Source organism: Microbacterium maritypicum, assembly GCF_041529975.1.
In the GTDB taxonomy this organism is placed as follows: Bacteria; Actinomycetota; Actinomycetes; order Actinomycetales; family Microbacteriaceae; genus Microbacterium.
Genome location: NZ_CP168030.1, coordinates 2,118,570 through 2,133,496 on the forward strand (window position 1 = coordinate 2,118,570; position 14,927 = coordinate 2,133,496).

The following is a 14,927-nucleotide window of genomic DNA, read 5'->3' on the forward strand; positions in this document are numbered from 1 at the left end:
GGCGTCAGACGAACATGACCCGTCGGGGTGGCGGATCGGTGTAGGCGCGTCCGAGCGGGCTGTGCCAGGTGATGCTGCCGTCTCGTTCCTGTTGCGCCGCCCAGCGATGCGGGTCGGGAATGTCGGGGTGCTTGAGGGTGTGGTGCGCGCGGCAGAGATGCCCGAGGTTGTCGAGGCGCGTCTTCCCGCCCTTGGCATGGTCGTGCTGGTGGTCGATCTCGCAGCGGTGCACCGGCATGCGGCAGCCGGGGAAGCGGCAGTGCTGGTCACGAGCACGCAGGAACCGTCGCATGCCCTCGGTCGGGGTGTACGTATCGGTCTCGACGAGCATCCCGGCGGCGTCGAGGAACAGACGGGTCCATCCGGTGTTCCACCCCGCGAGAGCGCGGGCGATGTCGGGGTGCAACGGGCCGTGCCCGTCGAGCTCGGCAGGTCGGTCATCGATACCGGCGAGCGTGGTCGCGGCGACCGTGACCTGGACGCGTCCCTGGATGCGACCGAGGCCGTCGCCGTGCGCGAGGGACGGGTCGCCGGCGAGGAGGAGGTCGGTGAGGAGGTCTGCCTGGATCTGCGCCCACGTGCGCGTGTCGGCAGGGATGTGCTCGATCTCGGGATCGGTGGCGAAGGTCTCTCCGTCGGCGCCGAAGGTCTCTCCGTCGGCGCCGAAGATCCTCCCGTCGGCGCCTGTCTCGGCGTAGGCGTCGAAGGCCGGGTCGTCGAGCGCGAAGTCTTCGGGATGCAGAGCATCGATGTCTTCGTCCGACCACCAGGGCAGGAACTCGGGTACATGATCCTCCCGCGCTCGCACGACCTCCCGCGTCATCCGGCTCAGCCGGTCGGAGATGGCGGTCGCGATCCACTCCGGCAACACCGCCGTGAGTAGGGCGAGGCCGTCGTCGAGCGACTTCACGGTCACGCAGCGTTCCTTCGCCGCTCGCTGATGCCGTTCCCTGATACTCTCGCCGATGAGTGCGCTGGCGACCTGTCTGGCGTGCGCACGGGTGCGAGCAGCCGTGTCTTGCTCGGCGACGACCAGGACTGCCGTCTCGAACAGGGCCATGACGCCGGCATCGACCTTCTTGTTGCGGATGGCTTCGGCCACGAGCGCACTCGCGCGGGCGATCTCGCGGACATGGCCGGCGCTCAGGGAACCCGCGGCGAACGCTGCACGGACCGCGGGGAGGTGGTCGTGAAGCGCCTGTGCGTCGGCGAATGCGAAGTCCATCGACCCACGGGAGACATGACCGGCGGCGGAGAACTCCGCGATCATCGAGCGGTGGATCGCGTCGTGGTGGAACGGGCTCTCTGACACCTCGGCATCGTGGAGAGCGATCTGCTCCACCAGCAGCTCTGCGGCCTCCGCTTCGAGCGCGGCGATGCGCCGTCGCTTCTCGGCCCAGGCATCGAGCACGCGGCGTCGCTCCGCGAGTTCGAGGTCGATGTCGGTCCGAGTAGCCATACCCCTATTCTAGAACAAATATTCGAAAGTGCGGCGCGAGGATGACGGCATATCAATCCTCTGGGTCGTGGTTCCGCCCGCGCAGTTTGTCGATGTCGCGACGCTCCCGCTTCGTGGGTCGCCCGGCCCCGCGGTCACGCAGACCGAGTGCCGCCTGGGGCTCCCGTTCGGGCGTCTTGTCCTCGTATGCGAGCGCCGCCACAGGAGCGCCGACTCGCTTGACGAGAAGCTGACGTACGAAGAGGATCCGGTCGAATCCGGCGATGCGGATACGCAGCTCGTCGCCCACGCGGATCTGCTGTGCAGCCTTCACCTTGTCGCCGTTCACCCGTACATGCCCCGCGCGGCATGCGGTGGTCGCGGCCGACCGGGTCTTGTAGACGCGGATCGCCCAGAGCCAGCTGTCGACGCGTGCCGCATCCATCAGGAAGCCCGCTTTCGCAGCGTGACCAGCGCGCCCGCGATGATGAGGCCTTGGCCGAGCGTGTAGGTGAGCATCACGGCCGGGCTGCTCCACGCCGGGAGCCCGTCGGCGAGGAAGAGCCGGAACGCGAGCAGTGTGTCGCTGGCGAGGAAGAACGCTCCGCCGACCGCGACGAGCGGATGGCACCGCGCCGAGAATGCCGCCGTCCCGCCGAGCACGAGTCCGTAGAGGGCGACCGCGATCAGCAGGCCGCCTGTATGCGGGCCGAGAACCGCGATCATCGCCACCCACCAGAGTGCGTAGATCAGGGCCCACCGGGGCATCCGCCGCACGCTCAGCCGGCGGGCGAAGAGCAGGATGTATGCCACATGGGCGATGCCGAAGAACAGCAGCATGAGGGGGAGTTCCGGTGCCGCGGGGAAGAACGCGCCCACGCCATCCCCGAGCCAGGAGAAGAGCACCGCCGCGAGGAGCAGGACCAGGGTCATCAGCGGCTTGATCCACCGGGCAGCGGCCAGGACGGGGACGGCGAGCATCGGCATCAGCAGCAGCTTCGTCGGTCCGGCGAGCGGGCTTCCGACGGCGAGCAGGATGACGTGGAGAACGGAGACCGCGACGTAGGGGAGGAACGTCCAGGCGATCAGCGAGGACGGGGCGCGGCGCTGCATCTCCCCATCGTAGGCTCGGCCGATCGTCGGGCGCGCTGTCGGACGAGGCATGAGCGGGCTCAGGATTCGACGGTGACCTGCTGGACGGCATCGTCGATGCCCAGGTGCACGGCCGGCCAGTATCCCTCGGGGAAGTGCTCGCCGCAGCTGTCGGTGAAGTGGAGGATGACCGTGCCGTCGGGGGTGGCCTCGATCGCCTCGAGCGCGAGATCGGAGGCGGCGTCATCGAGATCCTGAGGCTCGGGCTCGCCCGTGTTGAAGTTCGTGACCACGGCATCCGTCGCGATCCGTCGCAGCGTGTGCAGCCGCTTGACGACCTCGCGCGTGCGGGGGAGCAGCGGTGCCACCTCGTCGGGAGTCGTTCCCTCGAGCATGAGCTCGAGTTCCGTGCCCTCGACTGAGACCGTGCCGACGAACCAGTCGTGTGTGAGCACGGAGCCGTCGGTGAGCTCGGATGTGGCGCGGGTGAAGGTGCCGAGTTCGGGATCGTCGATGGTCGGGCTCGCGTCGCTCATGCCTTCACGCTAGTGGCTCGGGGGTGTGGCGCGATCCTGGGGCCAGGTCGAGGGCGACGAGGGCGCGCCCCGGCTTGAGTGCGGTCTTCTCGGTGAAGCCGGCGGCGAGGAATGTGCCGAGCGTGCCGTGGAACAGATCGTTGGCCCGCTGCTTCTCGCCGCGTGTGTCGATCGGGTACCCCTCGATCAGTCGAGCGCCGGATTCGCGGGCGTACTCCACGGCGGCGTCGAGCAGTGCGTGATTCAGCCCGGCGCCGCGGTGCTCGCGGCGCACGACGAAGCACGTGACCGCCCAGACCGACTCGTCGTCGAACGGCTCGGTGGTCGCCGCCGCGATGATGCGCGTCCGCGGGATGCGCGCCTGGCGGGTGCGTGGCCCGATCCTGATCCACCCGGCAGCCTCGCCGTCGACGTAGGCGACGATCCCGGGCGGTGGTCCCTCGTCGATCTCGGCGCGGAACATCTCGGTGCGCTGCGGAGTCGTCGTCGTGTTCCAGTCCTTGTTGCTCAGCATGGGCCAGATGCACTGGCAGCTCGCTCCGTCACCGCCGCCAGTGAGAGCATGCTGCACATCGTCCCAGCGGTCGGTCGTCGCCACCTCGGTCGTGATCGTCACCATGCACGCGACGGTACGCGCGGCATCCGACAACCCGCAACGGCTCGGTTCGCGGAGGGGCTCGGGTTGCGGCTAAGATAGGGGAGTTGCCTGCGCGAGAGTGCAGAACAACGGGCTGTGGCGCAGCTTGGTAGCGCACTTGACTGGGGGTCAAGGGGTCGCAGGTTCAAATCCTGTCAGCCCGACCACATTGAGGCTCGGAATCACGCGGAAGTCGCGAGATTCCGAGCCTCTGTCGTATCCGCCGCCGTGCGGGACCGCCCCATAGGGTGGAACCATGCCTGCGTTCTTGTATCCCGCGTTGCCGGATCGCGGGGATGGGGCGCGGTTGGGTGGTGCTCCGCCATCGGCGATCGAGACGCATCCGCTTCTGGAGACGCATCGGTATCTGCTGACTCTCGCCGCAGGCAGCGCGTCGTGGACGGGCGGCCGTGAGGTGTCGGTGGTGCTGCGTGCCGGCTTCGGCATCGAAGACGAGGATGTCGTCTATCCGGACATGGCGATGCGGGCGATCGTCCATGACCCCTCGCCGCGTGGCGGGCGGGACGACCTGGGGTGGCCAGGGCTGCGTGCGACAGCGCTGATCCAACGACCGGACGCCGCGTCCACACCGGCTCTGGTGCGGATCGATGACGAACCCGTCTTGATCCAGAACGAGCCGGCGTTCGCTGATGCCGTGCGCGCCGACGGGCATCGCTTCCTCTTTCAGATCGATGAGGACGGGTGGCCCGTGGAGGGCGAGCTCGAAGACCTCATCGAGGAGTATCTGTGGGGATACGGCTCGGTGTACTTCTACGGCACACCGGGCGCGGACGGGATCGTGCGCGACGTCGTCGCAGGCTTTCTCGATTTCTAGCCGAACGCGACAACACCGCTCGCGGCCCTCGAAGCGCGATCGATAAACTGCCTCGGTGAACACCGTCGAATATGAGGTCGTGACGCCGGACGGCGCCACCGACCCGATCCAGGTGGGGCCGCACGATGACTGATCCCTCCGGAATCGACGGCGTGCCGAATGGGCGGCTCACGTTCCGCACGGTGTGGGGTGGCCCGTCGCCGCAGGCGGGCTTCATCGAAGAGGTTGCGCGGATAAAGCAGCACCTGCGCACGGCGGAATTCTCGTACCATCTCGACCTCTTCCTGACGGTCGGCGGCGAGATCACGCCGGTGCCCGGGCCATCCGGGTTGCGAACACCGCGGGTGTTCCTGTCGCGACGCACTGCCACGGGAGAGATCCGGATCAGCAACGACGATGTCAGCGCCGCCTCTGATCCGGTCGCCTTCCTGCGGCAGACGATCCACCGGGCGATCGCCGACCTCATGAGTCGCATCGCTGCTCGTGACCCTGCCTTCGACGCGGACGCGGAGCGAGCGAAGATCGCCTTCCTCATCGACGACGAGGCCGCCCCCGACGCGTAGGCAGTTCCTGATGAGGAGGTCGCGAGCTAGTGGCCCAGCCCCGTGTCGGGCGTGCCGCTCGCATCGAACAGGAGTCTCTCGACGACGTCGTTCCGTGCTGCCGGCCGCGCGATGATGTACCTCAGCAGGTCCTCGAAGCGAGAGAAGACAACCACCGCTTCTTCGAACTCCGGCTCCCTTCCGTGGACGACAGCTCCATCGTCGCGCACTGCCAGGTACTCGTATCCGTTGCGAACGGAAAGCAGGATGGGTAGGTGGCGCTTCCAGAAACGGGAGACCGCGACCAACTCATCATCCGTTGTCGCCGCCTGGATGCTCAGCTGTTCGAACTCGTTCCACGCGAATGCATCCTCCGCGCCGTTCGAGTAGTCGTGGCGGGACAAGAACCACACGGTCTCGTCTGCGTTCGACAACTGTGAGAACGAGGACGCCCAGCCGGCCACTGTGTCGGGTGCCGTGAGCAGCGCGGAGGGAACTCCGTCTTCCGTGGACAGCGGCGGCTCACACGTCCACCCGGCTTCCTGCAGGCATCCGGTGGCACGTCGGAAGAGTTCCGTCATGCTTCCAGGCTACCGAGCAGTCTCTTCAGGCAGACGGTCACGTGGTCGCGCCCGTGTTGGCCCATTCCAGTGTCGACAGCTTCGCCTCGATCGTCGCGAGGCCGATGTTCCCGCATCCGACCAGGGTAAGCCGGCGCAGTCGAGGGAGGTCGTTGACGGCGGCGATGCCGGTGATCTTCTTGCAGTACTGGATGTTCACGATCTCGAGTCGCTGGAGGGCAGCCAACTCGGAGATGTCACCCAGGGCGGTGAGATTCTTCAGCCGCAACGATTCCAACTGGGGGAGCACGCTGATCCCGGTGAGGCTCGTCAGCGTGCGTCCACCGATCAACCCGAGCCGGCGAAGCCCGACCGGTTCGACGAGGCGGAAGATCTCCTCGTCTGTGGGCACGTTCAACAGGTTCAATTCCTCCAGCGGCAGTTCGAGCGCCTGCCGCACATTGTTCAGAGATCTCTGCGGGTAGAGGGAGAGGGCCTGGAGCCGGGGGAAGTGCTCGTTCTTGAAGCGGAAGGGTTCGCCGACGTAGAGGGTCTTCAGGTTCGGCACCACCACATCCCGCCACACCAGGGTCCGATCGCCGATGTGCACCGAGAGGTCTTCCAGACTCTCGGGGAGATCGCCCTGCCGCAGTTCGGTGACGATGGTGGGGAGGACCCGCCCCGGGCCGATGCTGAGGGCTTTCAAATTCGTCATCGCCGAGATGATCTCCGGGAGACGGTCGATCGGTCCGTCCAGCGGAGACCACAGGTGCACATCGGTGATGCGCGACAGCTGCTCGGCGTCGTAGGGCTGGTCGTAGAACACGAGGTCCCTGTCCGGCACGTCGAACTGGTCCTGGTGCGCACTGTGCAGCACCATGGTCCGCTTGCTCATGATGTCCTCATCCGTTCACCCGTGAGTCCGCGGGCTGTCGTCCCCGCCGCACAACTCAGATTAGTTGTGCGAGCTGTCGTCGCTCCTGCCGTGCCGGGCCGGTCCCGCTCGCACCGCACGCTTCGCGCGTGTCCTGGTCGTCGGGATAATGGAGCGGTGACGTTGACTCAGGAGGTCGTGACCTACGACGGTTTGCCGGCCTCGGCGGGAGGCGCGCATTCGCTTCGCACCAAGAATCCCCGCACTGCCTACGAGAGCGTTCAGGCTTTCCTCGACGCCGCCGTGGTGACCATCGGTGCGCCGGAGATGTCCTTCCAACTCTGGGCCGGAGGGCCGCCCGACGAAACCGACCGTCTCGAATCGTTCGCGGCCGCGCACCTCGGGGGACCGCAGAGCCGGCAGCGCACACACACCCAGTGGCGGGTTCGCGCAGATGACGTCGATGCCACGCTCGACACCCTGAGCGGTGCGGGTTCGGGAGCCGTGACCACCCATGGGCACCCGCTGGCCTCGCTGGTCTGGAGCGCGCCGGTGGCTCTCGTCGACACCGCGACAGGATCGACGTACGAGGGGATCGACGCCGACGCGTTCGGTGGGTTCGCGGTGGATGGCTACGGGCGCCTCCTCGGCGCGTCCGGGGTGCGTGCCACGTTCGGCACGACAGCCTCCTCCCTCTCGCTCTGGCTCGCGTTCCCCGCCGACGACCGGTTGCACGATGCTGCCGCCCACGTGCAGAAGCACCTGCCCTTCCGCCTGTCGGCGAAGCACTGGCGCCGGTGGCGTGCCACGAAAGATGGGCAGTCGTACCGGGCGACCAAGATCACGTCACCGCTGGTGCCATGAGCACGCCGTCGAAGCTCCACCGGCTCTGCGTCTTCCTGACACCCGCCGATGAAGAACAGTTCAGCGACGCGGTGCGAACCAGCCTTCCCGCGGTGCGGTTCGTCGACGCCACTCAACAACCCGAGACACGCACCCCGACGTTTCGCTCGTCACTGAGCGAGTGCGCGGGCCCTCACATCACCCTCGTGGACACGAGCATCATCTCCGAGAGCGTCTTCCATCGTGACTACGTAGTGCCTCACCCGTCCGGTCAGGGGTGGGTGTACGCGATCGTCGGGGCCGGCCTCGCGAGCTTCGTGCGGTCGCGTTCCGACGACGACGGCTTGTGGAACGGCGAGTTGCGGGCATCCGCGCCGGAAGATGACACCCGCACCACCGAGTACATCCGTGAACTGATGCGCGTGGTGCGCACCCGCGGCATGGGCGTGTTCGCCGTCGACCCGATGACGAAGAGCGTGGCGCCTCGCGCGGAGAGGAACTTCGTCGCGTGGCCGGATGCCGCGTCCCGTTTCGGGGCGAAGGATGCTCCGCTGCTCACCAATGGCCCGACGGCCTGGTTCACGGTCGAGCGCTGACGAGCTGACCGCGAGGGATCTCAGAGGCGGACGGCGGGCAGCGGTTCGACGTCGTGGCCTCGGGCGCCGAACGATCCGCGCGCCCGCGCCTGGATCAGAGGCAACGCTTCGGAGAGGCTTCCGCCGAGTCGGTGGAGCGAATCGAGCGAGCGAGATTCCCAGACGGCGAACTCCTCGTCCGGGGTGCGCGACGAAGTGTCCCACAGCAGCGCGTCACCGTTCTCGCTCCACCCGAACACTCGCAACGACGCCGGCCGCGACCAATCGGAATCGGGCTCGACCATCCACTCGAACTCCTCTTCCTCGCCCTCCCGATACACGGATAGAAACCGAGCGGTGAGGTTCTCCCCGCGCCCCTGAAGGCCGTCGGCGAAGCCGGGAAGAACCGGTGGGTAGATCAGCCAGAGGTCGAAGAGTCGAGCCCAGCCCGCATGCCGGATGAACGCACGATACGACTCGGGGAACCCTCCTCCGTCCGGAAAACGGTACGAATCGAGAAGCTCCAGATCGACGTGTTCGAGAGTCGGACGACCGTTCACCGTCAACGTGTGAGGCACGGATCGACTCTACGAGAAGGGTCCTGGTGGTGAGGGATTCAAGGCAGGAGCACGATGCGCCCGAGCACCTCGCCGGTATCCATGAGTCGGTGCGCCTCGGCGGCGGCGCTCAGGGGCAGGGCGTCGTGAACCAACCGCGGGTTTAGTGCTGTTTAGCATTATGGTGGCGAGCGAGGGTCCAGGATCGCTTGCTAGACAAGGGGATGCGCGAGGATCCCACGGGCATTGACTTAACGAAACAAAACCGGTTTACTGATCGTGCCCGGCCTCCCGTAAGCGCCCGGTCCCGACAGCAAGGAAGCCGTCACCCGAGCTTCCGAACGAAGGAGTTTCTCGCAATGAAGCGTTATGCAGGTGTCCTCGCCCTGGCCGCCCTCGCCCTGCCCCTCGCCGCCTGCGGCTCGACCGGTGGCGGCGACGCCCCCGAGAGCGCAGAGTTGACCTCGGGCCCGATCACGATCTGGTACTCCACGAACGAGCAGGAGATCGCCTGGGCGGAAGCCGTGGTCGAGGGCTGGAACGCCGACCACCCCGATGAGAAGGTCACGGCCGCCGCGATCCCGTCCGGCAAGTCGTCCGAAGACGCGATCGGCGCCGCGATCACGGCGGGCAACACGCCGTGCCTCGTCTACAACACGGCCCCGGCCGCCGTGCCGGCCTTCCAGAAGCAGGGCGGTCTGGTCAACATCTCGACGACCTTCGACGACGGTGAGTCGTTCATCACCGAGCGGTCGGGGGCCGCGGCAGACGGCTTCCGCTCGCCCGACGGCGACCTGTACCAGGTGCCGTGGAAGGCCAACCCCTTCATGCTCTACTACAACAAGGACGTCTTCGCGGCGGCCGGACTCGACCCCGAGAACCCCGAGCTGGCGACCTACGACGACGTGATCGCGGCCGCGGCGGCGATCAAGGAGAGCGGTGCCGCCGACTACTCGCTCTACCCGCCTGCATCCGGCGACTACACCAACGCGCTCTTCGACTTCTATCCGTTCTTCCTCGCCAACTCCGGCGGCACCCAGCTGGTGAGCGACGGCGCCGCCGCGTTCACCAGCGATGAGGGCCTCGAGACCCTCGAGTTCTGGAAGACCCTCTACGCCGAGGGCTACTCCTCGGCCGAGGCGTACAGCGGCGACGCCTGGGCCGGTCCCTTCGCCGACGGGGTGTCGGCCATGGGCATCGCGGGCCCGTGGGGTGCCGGAGCGTTCGACGGCAAGGTCGATTACGGCATCGTGCCTCTGCCGACCGCCGACGGCACCGCGCCAGAGCACACCTACACGTTCGGCGACTCGAAGAACGTCGGGCTCTACACCTCGTGCGAGAACAAGCAGACCGCCTGGGACTTCGTGAAGTTCTCGATGGACGCCGACAACGACCTCGCCCTGCTCGAGACCACCGGGCAGTTCCCCATCCGCGGTGACATCGACACGATCGCCGGCGACTTCCTGGCCGGCGACCCGGTGCTGTCGACGTTCGCCGCCTCCGTCCCGCTCACCGTCGACGTGCCCAACGTCGCCGACGCGACCGAGATGTGGCAGACCTTCCGCGACGCGTGGGGTCAGGCCGTGCAGGCCGGCGAGGGCGATCTGAAGGAGACCTTCTCGACGGCCGCAGACAAGATCGACGCCCTGATCGCCCAGGGCTGATCGATCCGAGCATTCCCCGGCCGATCACCCCGGGGTGCGCGCGATCGCGCACCCCGGGCTTCGCTCCGTGCACCCGCAGGCGCGCGCGGTCGCGTTCTTCCTCCCGCTGAGGCATCCGCCTCGCCTGCCCTTCGGCACACCGGCAAAGGAGCCCAGCCATGAGACGCATCACCGCGTTCATCGCCTTCACCGTCGCCCTCGTCATCGGCTCGTCCGCGCTCACCACGGTGCCGGCATCCGCCGCTCCCGAAGACGATGTCGCGACGGTCATCGACCGCCTCGAGGAGTACTACCTCGGGCAGGGCGACGACATCATCATCGCCAACGGCATCTACCTCGCCAAGACCTCGGAGGCGCTGGACTACGTCGCGTCGCAGAAGGAGGACGGATCGTGGGCCGACGTCGACTACGCCGATCGCACGAGCTCGGCGAACGGCAGCGTCTGGTCGGCGTACACGGCGCTCTACCGGATGCTCGCGATGACGCAGGCGTACAAGGACCCGAAGGCCGCAGGCCACGGTGACAAGCGGCTGGTCGACGCGGTGCAGCGGGCGCTGCTGCACTGGGACCGGGTGAACCCCGGCAACACCAACTGGTGGGAGACCGAGATCGGCGAGTCGATCGCGATGGGACGCATCTCGATGTTCCTCGGCTCCGAGCTCAGTGAAGACGCCTTCCGTGTCAGCCTCGCGCACAACACCGGCAAGCTCGACCCGGTCGGGGCGAACGGCTCGTGGCGCACGTCGAACTACATCTTCGAGGCCCTCTCCACCGGCGACATCGCCAAGGTGAAGGAGGGGTTCGCGACGATCGTCGCCACCATCGCGGTCGACCACTCCGGCACCGTGAAAGAGGCGGTCCAGCCGGACGCCAGCTTCTGGGCCCACGGCGCGCAGCTGTATAGCGAGGGCTACGGGATGGTGCTGTTCACCTACGCGGCCCTGTGGTCGGACGTCGCACGCGGCACCGGACTCGCGTTCACGCGCGCGCAGCTGGACTCGATCGCCTTCTACTTCATCGAGGGCACCCGCTGGCTCATCCGCGGAGAGATCGGCATGCTCTACCTCAACTACCGGCCGCCGAAGACCGTGAGCGACATCACCAGCCACGCCTCCGAGTTCATCGAGCCGCTGCAGCGCATGGTGCGCACGGACGCCCTCTACTCGACCGCCTACCAGGCCGTGCTCGACGGGGTGCTCGGTAAGACCGAGACGAACGGCGTCACCGGCGCGAAGTACTTCTGGCGCTCGGAGTTCGCCTCTCATCAGCGCGACGACTACGGCATCTTCACTCGTCTCAACTCGTCTCGCACGTTCGGCGCCGAGCTGCGCACGTCCTACCGTGACGATCTCGGCAACCCCGTCTTCTGGAACGCGATGGGCTCGACCGCCATCCAGGTCAATAACCGCGAGTACCTCGATCTGGGTCCCACGTTCGACTGGTGGCACTACCCCGGAGTGACCGCTCCCGACGAGAAGCGAACGGAACGCGGATTCGAGAACCGTGGGCGCAACGGAGACGGCGCGAGCTTCACCGGCGGCACGTCCGACGGGGAGTTCGGCGCGAGCGTGCTCACCCTCGACGCCGCGGGCACCGGCGCGCGGAAGAGCTACTTCACATTCGACGAGGGCATGGTCGCGCTCGGCGCCGGCATCGCCTCGACGAGTGGCGCGGCCGTGCACACGACGATCAATCAGGCATCCGCCAAGGAGAACGCGACCGTCGGCGGCAAGCCCGTCGCGGGCGATGCAGACGACCAGAGCGTCGGGGGCGCCCGGTGGGCCTACAACGACGAGGTCGGATACGTCTTCGCAGACGGCCAGGACGTGAGGGTCTCGAACCGGGCCCAGTCCGGCAGCTGGGAGGGGCAGGAAGCCGTCAGCCGCGACGCTTTCACGCTGTACGTCGACCATGGGACCAAGCCGACCGCCGGCACGTACGACTACACGGTGCTGCCGGCGGCCACCCCCGCCGAGGTCGCCGCCTTCGCCGACGCGCCCGCCATGCGCACGCTCCGCAACGACACCTCGGTGCAGGCGGTGCGGCACGACGCGGCAGGGATCACCATGGCGACGTTCTACGCCGCCGGGACGCTCGATCTCGGCGGCGGCCGCGCGCTGACCGTCGACCAGCCCAGCATCGTCCTGCTGGACGAGCGCGGCGAGACCCCCGTCGTCAGCCTCTCCAACCCCGACCGCCCCGGGCTGTCCGTCGGGGTCTCCCTCACCGGCGGCGGCCAGGACCAGCACGCGAGGTTCGCGCTCGGATCGGGCGAGAACATGGGCAGGACCGTCACTTCCGCGCTCGCCGCGGGCCCGCTCCCGGCGACCTCTGCGTTCTCGGCGAGCAGCACGGCAGACGGCTCGTCCGCCGCCGCGCTCGGGGATGACGACCGGGACACCGCGTGGCGATCGGCCGGCGACGGCACGCAGTGGGCGGCCGTCACGCTGCCCCGCGGATCGTGGGTCACGAAGGCGACCATCGACTGGACGGATGCTCCCGCCGGCGACTTCGTCGTGCAGACGTCGCAGAACGGCGTCGACTGGACCGACCGAGCCCACGTCACCGACGGCGACGGCGGGGTCGACGAGATCCCGCTCGACCCGACCCCGGCGGAGCATGTGCGCGTGCTTCTGCTCGACGGCGAGGGGGAGGGCTACGGCATCCGCGAGCTGTCGGTGGCGTCGAGCGTCAATCTCTCGATCGACGGTGCGACGCGGGCTTCGGGCTACGCGGGATACAACCTCGTCCACGCCCTCGCCGACGGCGATCCGTCCACGCGCTGGCGCGGCAACAACGCCAACAGCGCCTGGGCGCAGGTCGATCTCGGCGAATCGAAGCCCGTGTCGACGGTGCGGCTCTCGTGGGAGGCGGCGTATGCCAAGGCGTACCGGATCCAGCTGTCCGACGACGGCAGGAACTGGCGCGACGCCTATGTCACCCCTTCAGCCGGGAGCGACGGCGGTGTCGATGTGATCACGCTGAACGACCAGAGCGCCCGTTTCGTGCGGATGCAGACCGTCACGCGTGCTCTGGACTACGGACCCTCGCTGTGGGAGTTCGAGATCTTCTCCGATCGGCTGGTCGCCGAGGCCCCCGCCGTTCCGGTGGGCAACGCCAACCTCGCGCTCGGTCGCCCGACGACGGCCGACAGCGTCCACCAGAACAACGCCACGATCACCGGGCCGAAGGCGACCGACGGTTCCCGCTCGACCAAGTGGTCGTCGGCGCGAGCAGCCGCCGAGCACTGGCTTCAGGTCGACCTGGAGAGCGTGCGGTCGGTCTCGCGCGCCGTGGTCGCCTGGGAAGCCGGCACGTCCAACGACTATCGCATCGAGGGCTCGGTCGACGGCACGACCTGGATGCCCCTGGCCCGCGTCCAGGCTGCGCAGCCGACGCTCATCCATCAGCACGACTTCGCGGCGACCGACGTGCGGTACGTGCGCCTGTCCGGCATGCCGGCGACGCAGTACGGGCTCAACATCTGGGAGCTCGAGCTGTACGGCGGGTACACCTTCGAGTGCGCGGGACCGGTCTCGGCCGGGCGCGACGGTGCGGCCGTCGTCGCCGCGACGGTGTCGCCGGTGAACCCCGCCGACACGTTCACGGCGGTGGTGATGGACGACTCCGTCGCAACCGTGAAGGGCGACGCCCGTGTCTCGGCAGACGGCCGGGTCGAGGTCGACCTCGCGACCCGCGAACCCGGGCGCACGACCGTCGGCATCCGCCATCAGGGCGGCAGCGAGATCGCCTGGTGCACGGTCACCGTGATCGCCGACACGGGTCGGCTGCAGGCACAGGTCGACGCGGCGAACACCCTCGACAGCACGGCCTACACGTCGGCCAGCTGGAAGCCGCTGCTGCCCGCGCTCGAGGCGGGCAAGGACGTGCTCGCCGCGCCCGGGTCCGCGCAGGGTCAGGTGGATGCGGCGGCCGACGCTCTCGCGGCGGCACTCGCCGGGCTCATCCGACTCGATGCCGCTCCGAGCGCGCCGCGCGATGTCGTCGCGACCGCTTCCGGCGACCGGGTGAACGTGCAGTGGACGGTGCCCGAGAACGTGGGCGGATCGCCCATCATCGCGTACGAGGTCGCCGTGGGCGACCGTGTCGTGCAGGCCGAAGGGGCCGTGCTCACGGCAGCCGTCACCGGGCTCGCCGCCGGCGAGTACGCCGTGACGGTGCGGGCGCAGAACGCGGGCGGGTGGTCCGTGCCCTCCGCCGCGATCGTCGTCGTGGTCGATCCCGAGGTGGTGACCCCGAGCGTGACGGTCGAAGGCTCGCCGAAGGTCGGTGGACGCATCGACGTCAGCGGCGTCGGATTCCAGCCGGGGATCGAGTACACCGTCCAGCTGCGTTCCACTCCGGCCGATCTCGGGACCGTGACCGCCGAGACGGATGGCAGCTTCGCCTTCCGCGGAGTCGTGCCCGAAGATGTCGAGGCCGGCGCGCATACGCTCGTCGTGATGCACGACGGGGCGGACATCGCCTCGACCCCGGTGCGGATCATCGCCGCCGCCGGCCCGGGTGCGCCGGGCGGGCCGGGCGACGGCGGAACCGACGGATCCGGCGCGCTCCCCGCCACCGGAGGCGAACTCGCCTGGCTGCCGTGGACGCTCGCCATGGCGCTGCTGCTGCTGCTCTCGGGCGCTTTAGCGATGAAGGCGCGACGGCAGCCCCGCGACTGAACCGCGGCACCGACGCAGGGGCCGTCTCCCGAGGGAGGCGGCCCCTTCGTCGGTGCCCTCGCGCGAACGCCAGGCCCTTGTTCGGACCA

General features: G+C 68.3%; 14 protein-coding genes and 1 tRNA gene. 7 read left to right on the plus strand and 8 right to left on the minus strand.

Annotated features, from left to right (window positions below; all coding sequences use genetic code 11):
- Positions 1-4: 4 nt before the first annotated feature.
- From ACCO44_RS10310 to ACCO44_RS10330, 5 genes are read right to left on the minus strand one after another with little or no spacing between them, the layout of a single operon-like run.
- Positions 5-1,459 (minus strand): DUF222 domain-containing protein, encoded by a 1,455-nt coding sequence (locus tag ACCO44_RS10310; RefSeq protein ID WP_372466496.1) that lies wholly within the window; start codon positions 1,457-1,459, stop codon positions 5-7.
- Positions 1,460-1,511: 52 nt separating this feature from the next.
- Positions 1,512-1,883 carry an RNA-binding S4 domain-containing protein gene (locus ACCO44_RS10315; protein ID WP_262001199.1) on the minus strand — a complete coding sequence of 124 codons (372 nt, stop codon included), beginning with the start codon at positions 1,881-1,883 and terminating at the stop codon, positions 1,512-1,514.
- On the minus strand, positions 1,883-2,551 hold the full coding sequence (locus ACCO44_RS10320) for a lysoplasmalogenase family protein (protein ID WP_372466497.1): 669 nt from the start codon (positions 2,549-2,551) through the stop codon (positions 1,883-1,885). The genes ACCO44_RS10315 and ACCO44_RS10320 overlap by 1 nt, the downstream gene beginning before the upstream one ends.
- A 59-nt stretch (positions 2,552-2,610) precedes the next feature.
- Positions 2,611-3,066, minus strand: a complete 456-nt coding sequence (locus ACCO44_RS10325) for a hypothetical protein (protein ID WP_372466498.1) — start codon at positions 3,064-3,066, stop codon at positions 2,611-2,613.
- A 4-nt stretch (positions 3,067-3,070) separates the two neighbouring features.
- Positions 3,071-3,685 carry a GNAT family N-acetyltransferase gene (locus tag ACCO44_RS10330; protein WP_372466499.1) on the minus strand — a complete coding sequence of 205 codons (615 nt, stop codon included), beginning with the start codon at positions 3,683-3,685 and terminating at the stop codon, positions 3,071-3,073.
- Between the two features lie 108 nt (positions 3,686-3,793).
- Here ACCO44_RS10330 and ACCO44_RS10335 point away from each other — a divergent pair.
- The 3 genes from ACCO44_RS10335 (at position 3,794) to ACCO44_RS10345 (ending at position 5,101) form a co-directional block, all read left to right on the plus strand.
- Positions 3,794-3,870: transfer RNA gene (locus ACCO44_RS10335), tRNA-Pro, on the plus strand.
- 89 nt (positions 3,871-3,959) lie between these two features.
- Positions 3,960-4,538, plus strand: coding sequence for a hypothetical protein (locus tag ACCO44_RS10340; RefSeq protein WP_091037508.1), 579 nt, complete (start codon positions 3,960-3,962; stop codon positions 4,536-4,538).
- Between the two features lie 125 nt (positions 4,539-4,663).
- Positions 4,664-5,101 (plus strand): hypothetical protein, encoded by a 438-nt coding sequence (locus ACCO44_RS10345; protein ID WP_372466500.1) that lies wholly within the window; start codon positions 4,664-4,666, stop codon positions 5,099-5,101.
- Between the two features lie 26 nt (positions 5,102-5,127).
- Here ACCO44_RS10345 and ACCO44_RS10350 read toward each other — a convergent pair whose 3' ends face one another.
- Both ACCO44_RS10350 and ACCO44_RS10355 read right to left on the minus strand, forming a co-directional pair.
- Positions 5,128-5,661 (minus strand): hypothetical protein, encoded by a 534-nt coding sequence (locus ACCO44_RS10350; RefSeq protein WP_372466501.1) that lies wholly within the window; start codon positions 5,659-5,661, stop codon positions 5,128-5,130.
- A gap of 37 nt (positions 5,662-5,698) precedes the next feature.
- Positions 5,699-6,535, minus strand: coding sequence for a hypothetical protein (locus ACCO44_RS10355; protein ID WP_372466502.1), 837 nt, complete (start codon positions 6,533-6,535; stop codon positions 5,699-5,701).
- 156 nt (positions 6,536-6,691) lie between these two features.
- On the opposite strand from ACCO44_RS10355, the gene ACCO44_RS10360 reads away from it, so the two are divergent.
- Together ACCO44_RS10360 and ACCO44_RS10365 are read left to right on the plus strand one after the other, a co-directional pair.
- A complete protein-coding gene (locus ACCO44_RS10360; RefSeq protein WP_372466503.1) occupies positions 6,692-7,378 on the plus strand; it encodes a hypothetical protein in 687 nt (228 codons plus the stop codon).
- Positions 7,375-7,953 carry a hypothetical protein gene (locus ACCO44_RS10365; protein WP_262001189.1) on the plus strand — a complete coding sequence of 193 codons (579 nt, stop codon included), beginning with the start codon at positions 7,375-7,377 and terminating at the stop codon, positions 7,951-7,953. Before ACCO44_RS10360 ends, ACCO44_RS10365 begins: the two co-directional genes overlap by 4 nt.
- 20 nt (positions 7,954-7,973) lie before the next feature.
- Here ACCO44_RS10365 and ACCO44_RS10370 read toward each other — a convergent pair whose 3' ends face one another.
- Positions 7,974-8,510 carry a hypothetical protein gene (locus tag ACCO44_RS10370; RefSeq protein ID WP_372466504.1) on the minus strand — a complete coding sequence of 179 codons (537 nt, stop codon included), beginning with the start codon at positions 8,508-8,510 and terminating at the stop codon, positions 7,974-7,976.
- A gap of 338 nt (positions 8,511-8,848) precedes the next feature.
- Here ACCO44_RS10370 and ACCO44_RS10375 point away from each other — a divergent pair, with 338 nt between their 5' ends.
- Positions 8,849-10,153, plus strand: coding sequence for a sugar ABC transporter substrate-binding protein (locus ACCO44_RS10375; RefSeq protein WP_372466505.1), 1,305 nt, complete (start codon positions 8,849-8,851; stop codon positions 10,151-10,153).
- Between the two features lie 158 nt (positions 10,154-10,311).
- The gene (locus tag ACCO44_RS10380; protein ID WP_372466506.1) at positions 10,312-14,838 is read left to right on the plus strand and encodes a discoidin domain-containing protein; all 4,527 of its coding nucleotides are present in this window, start codon (positions 10,312-10,314) and stop codon (positions 14,836-14,838) included.
- Positions 14,839-14,927: the final 89 nt, after the last annotated feature.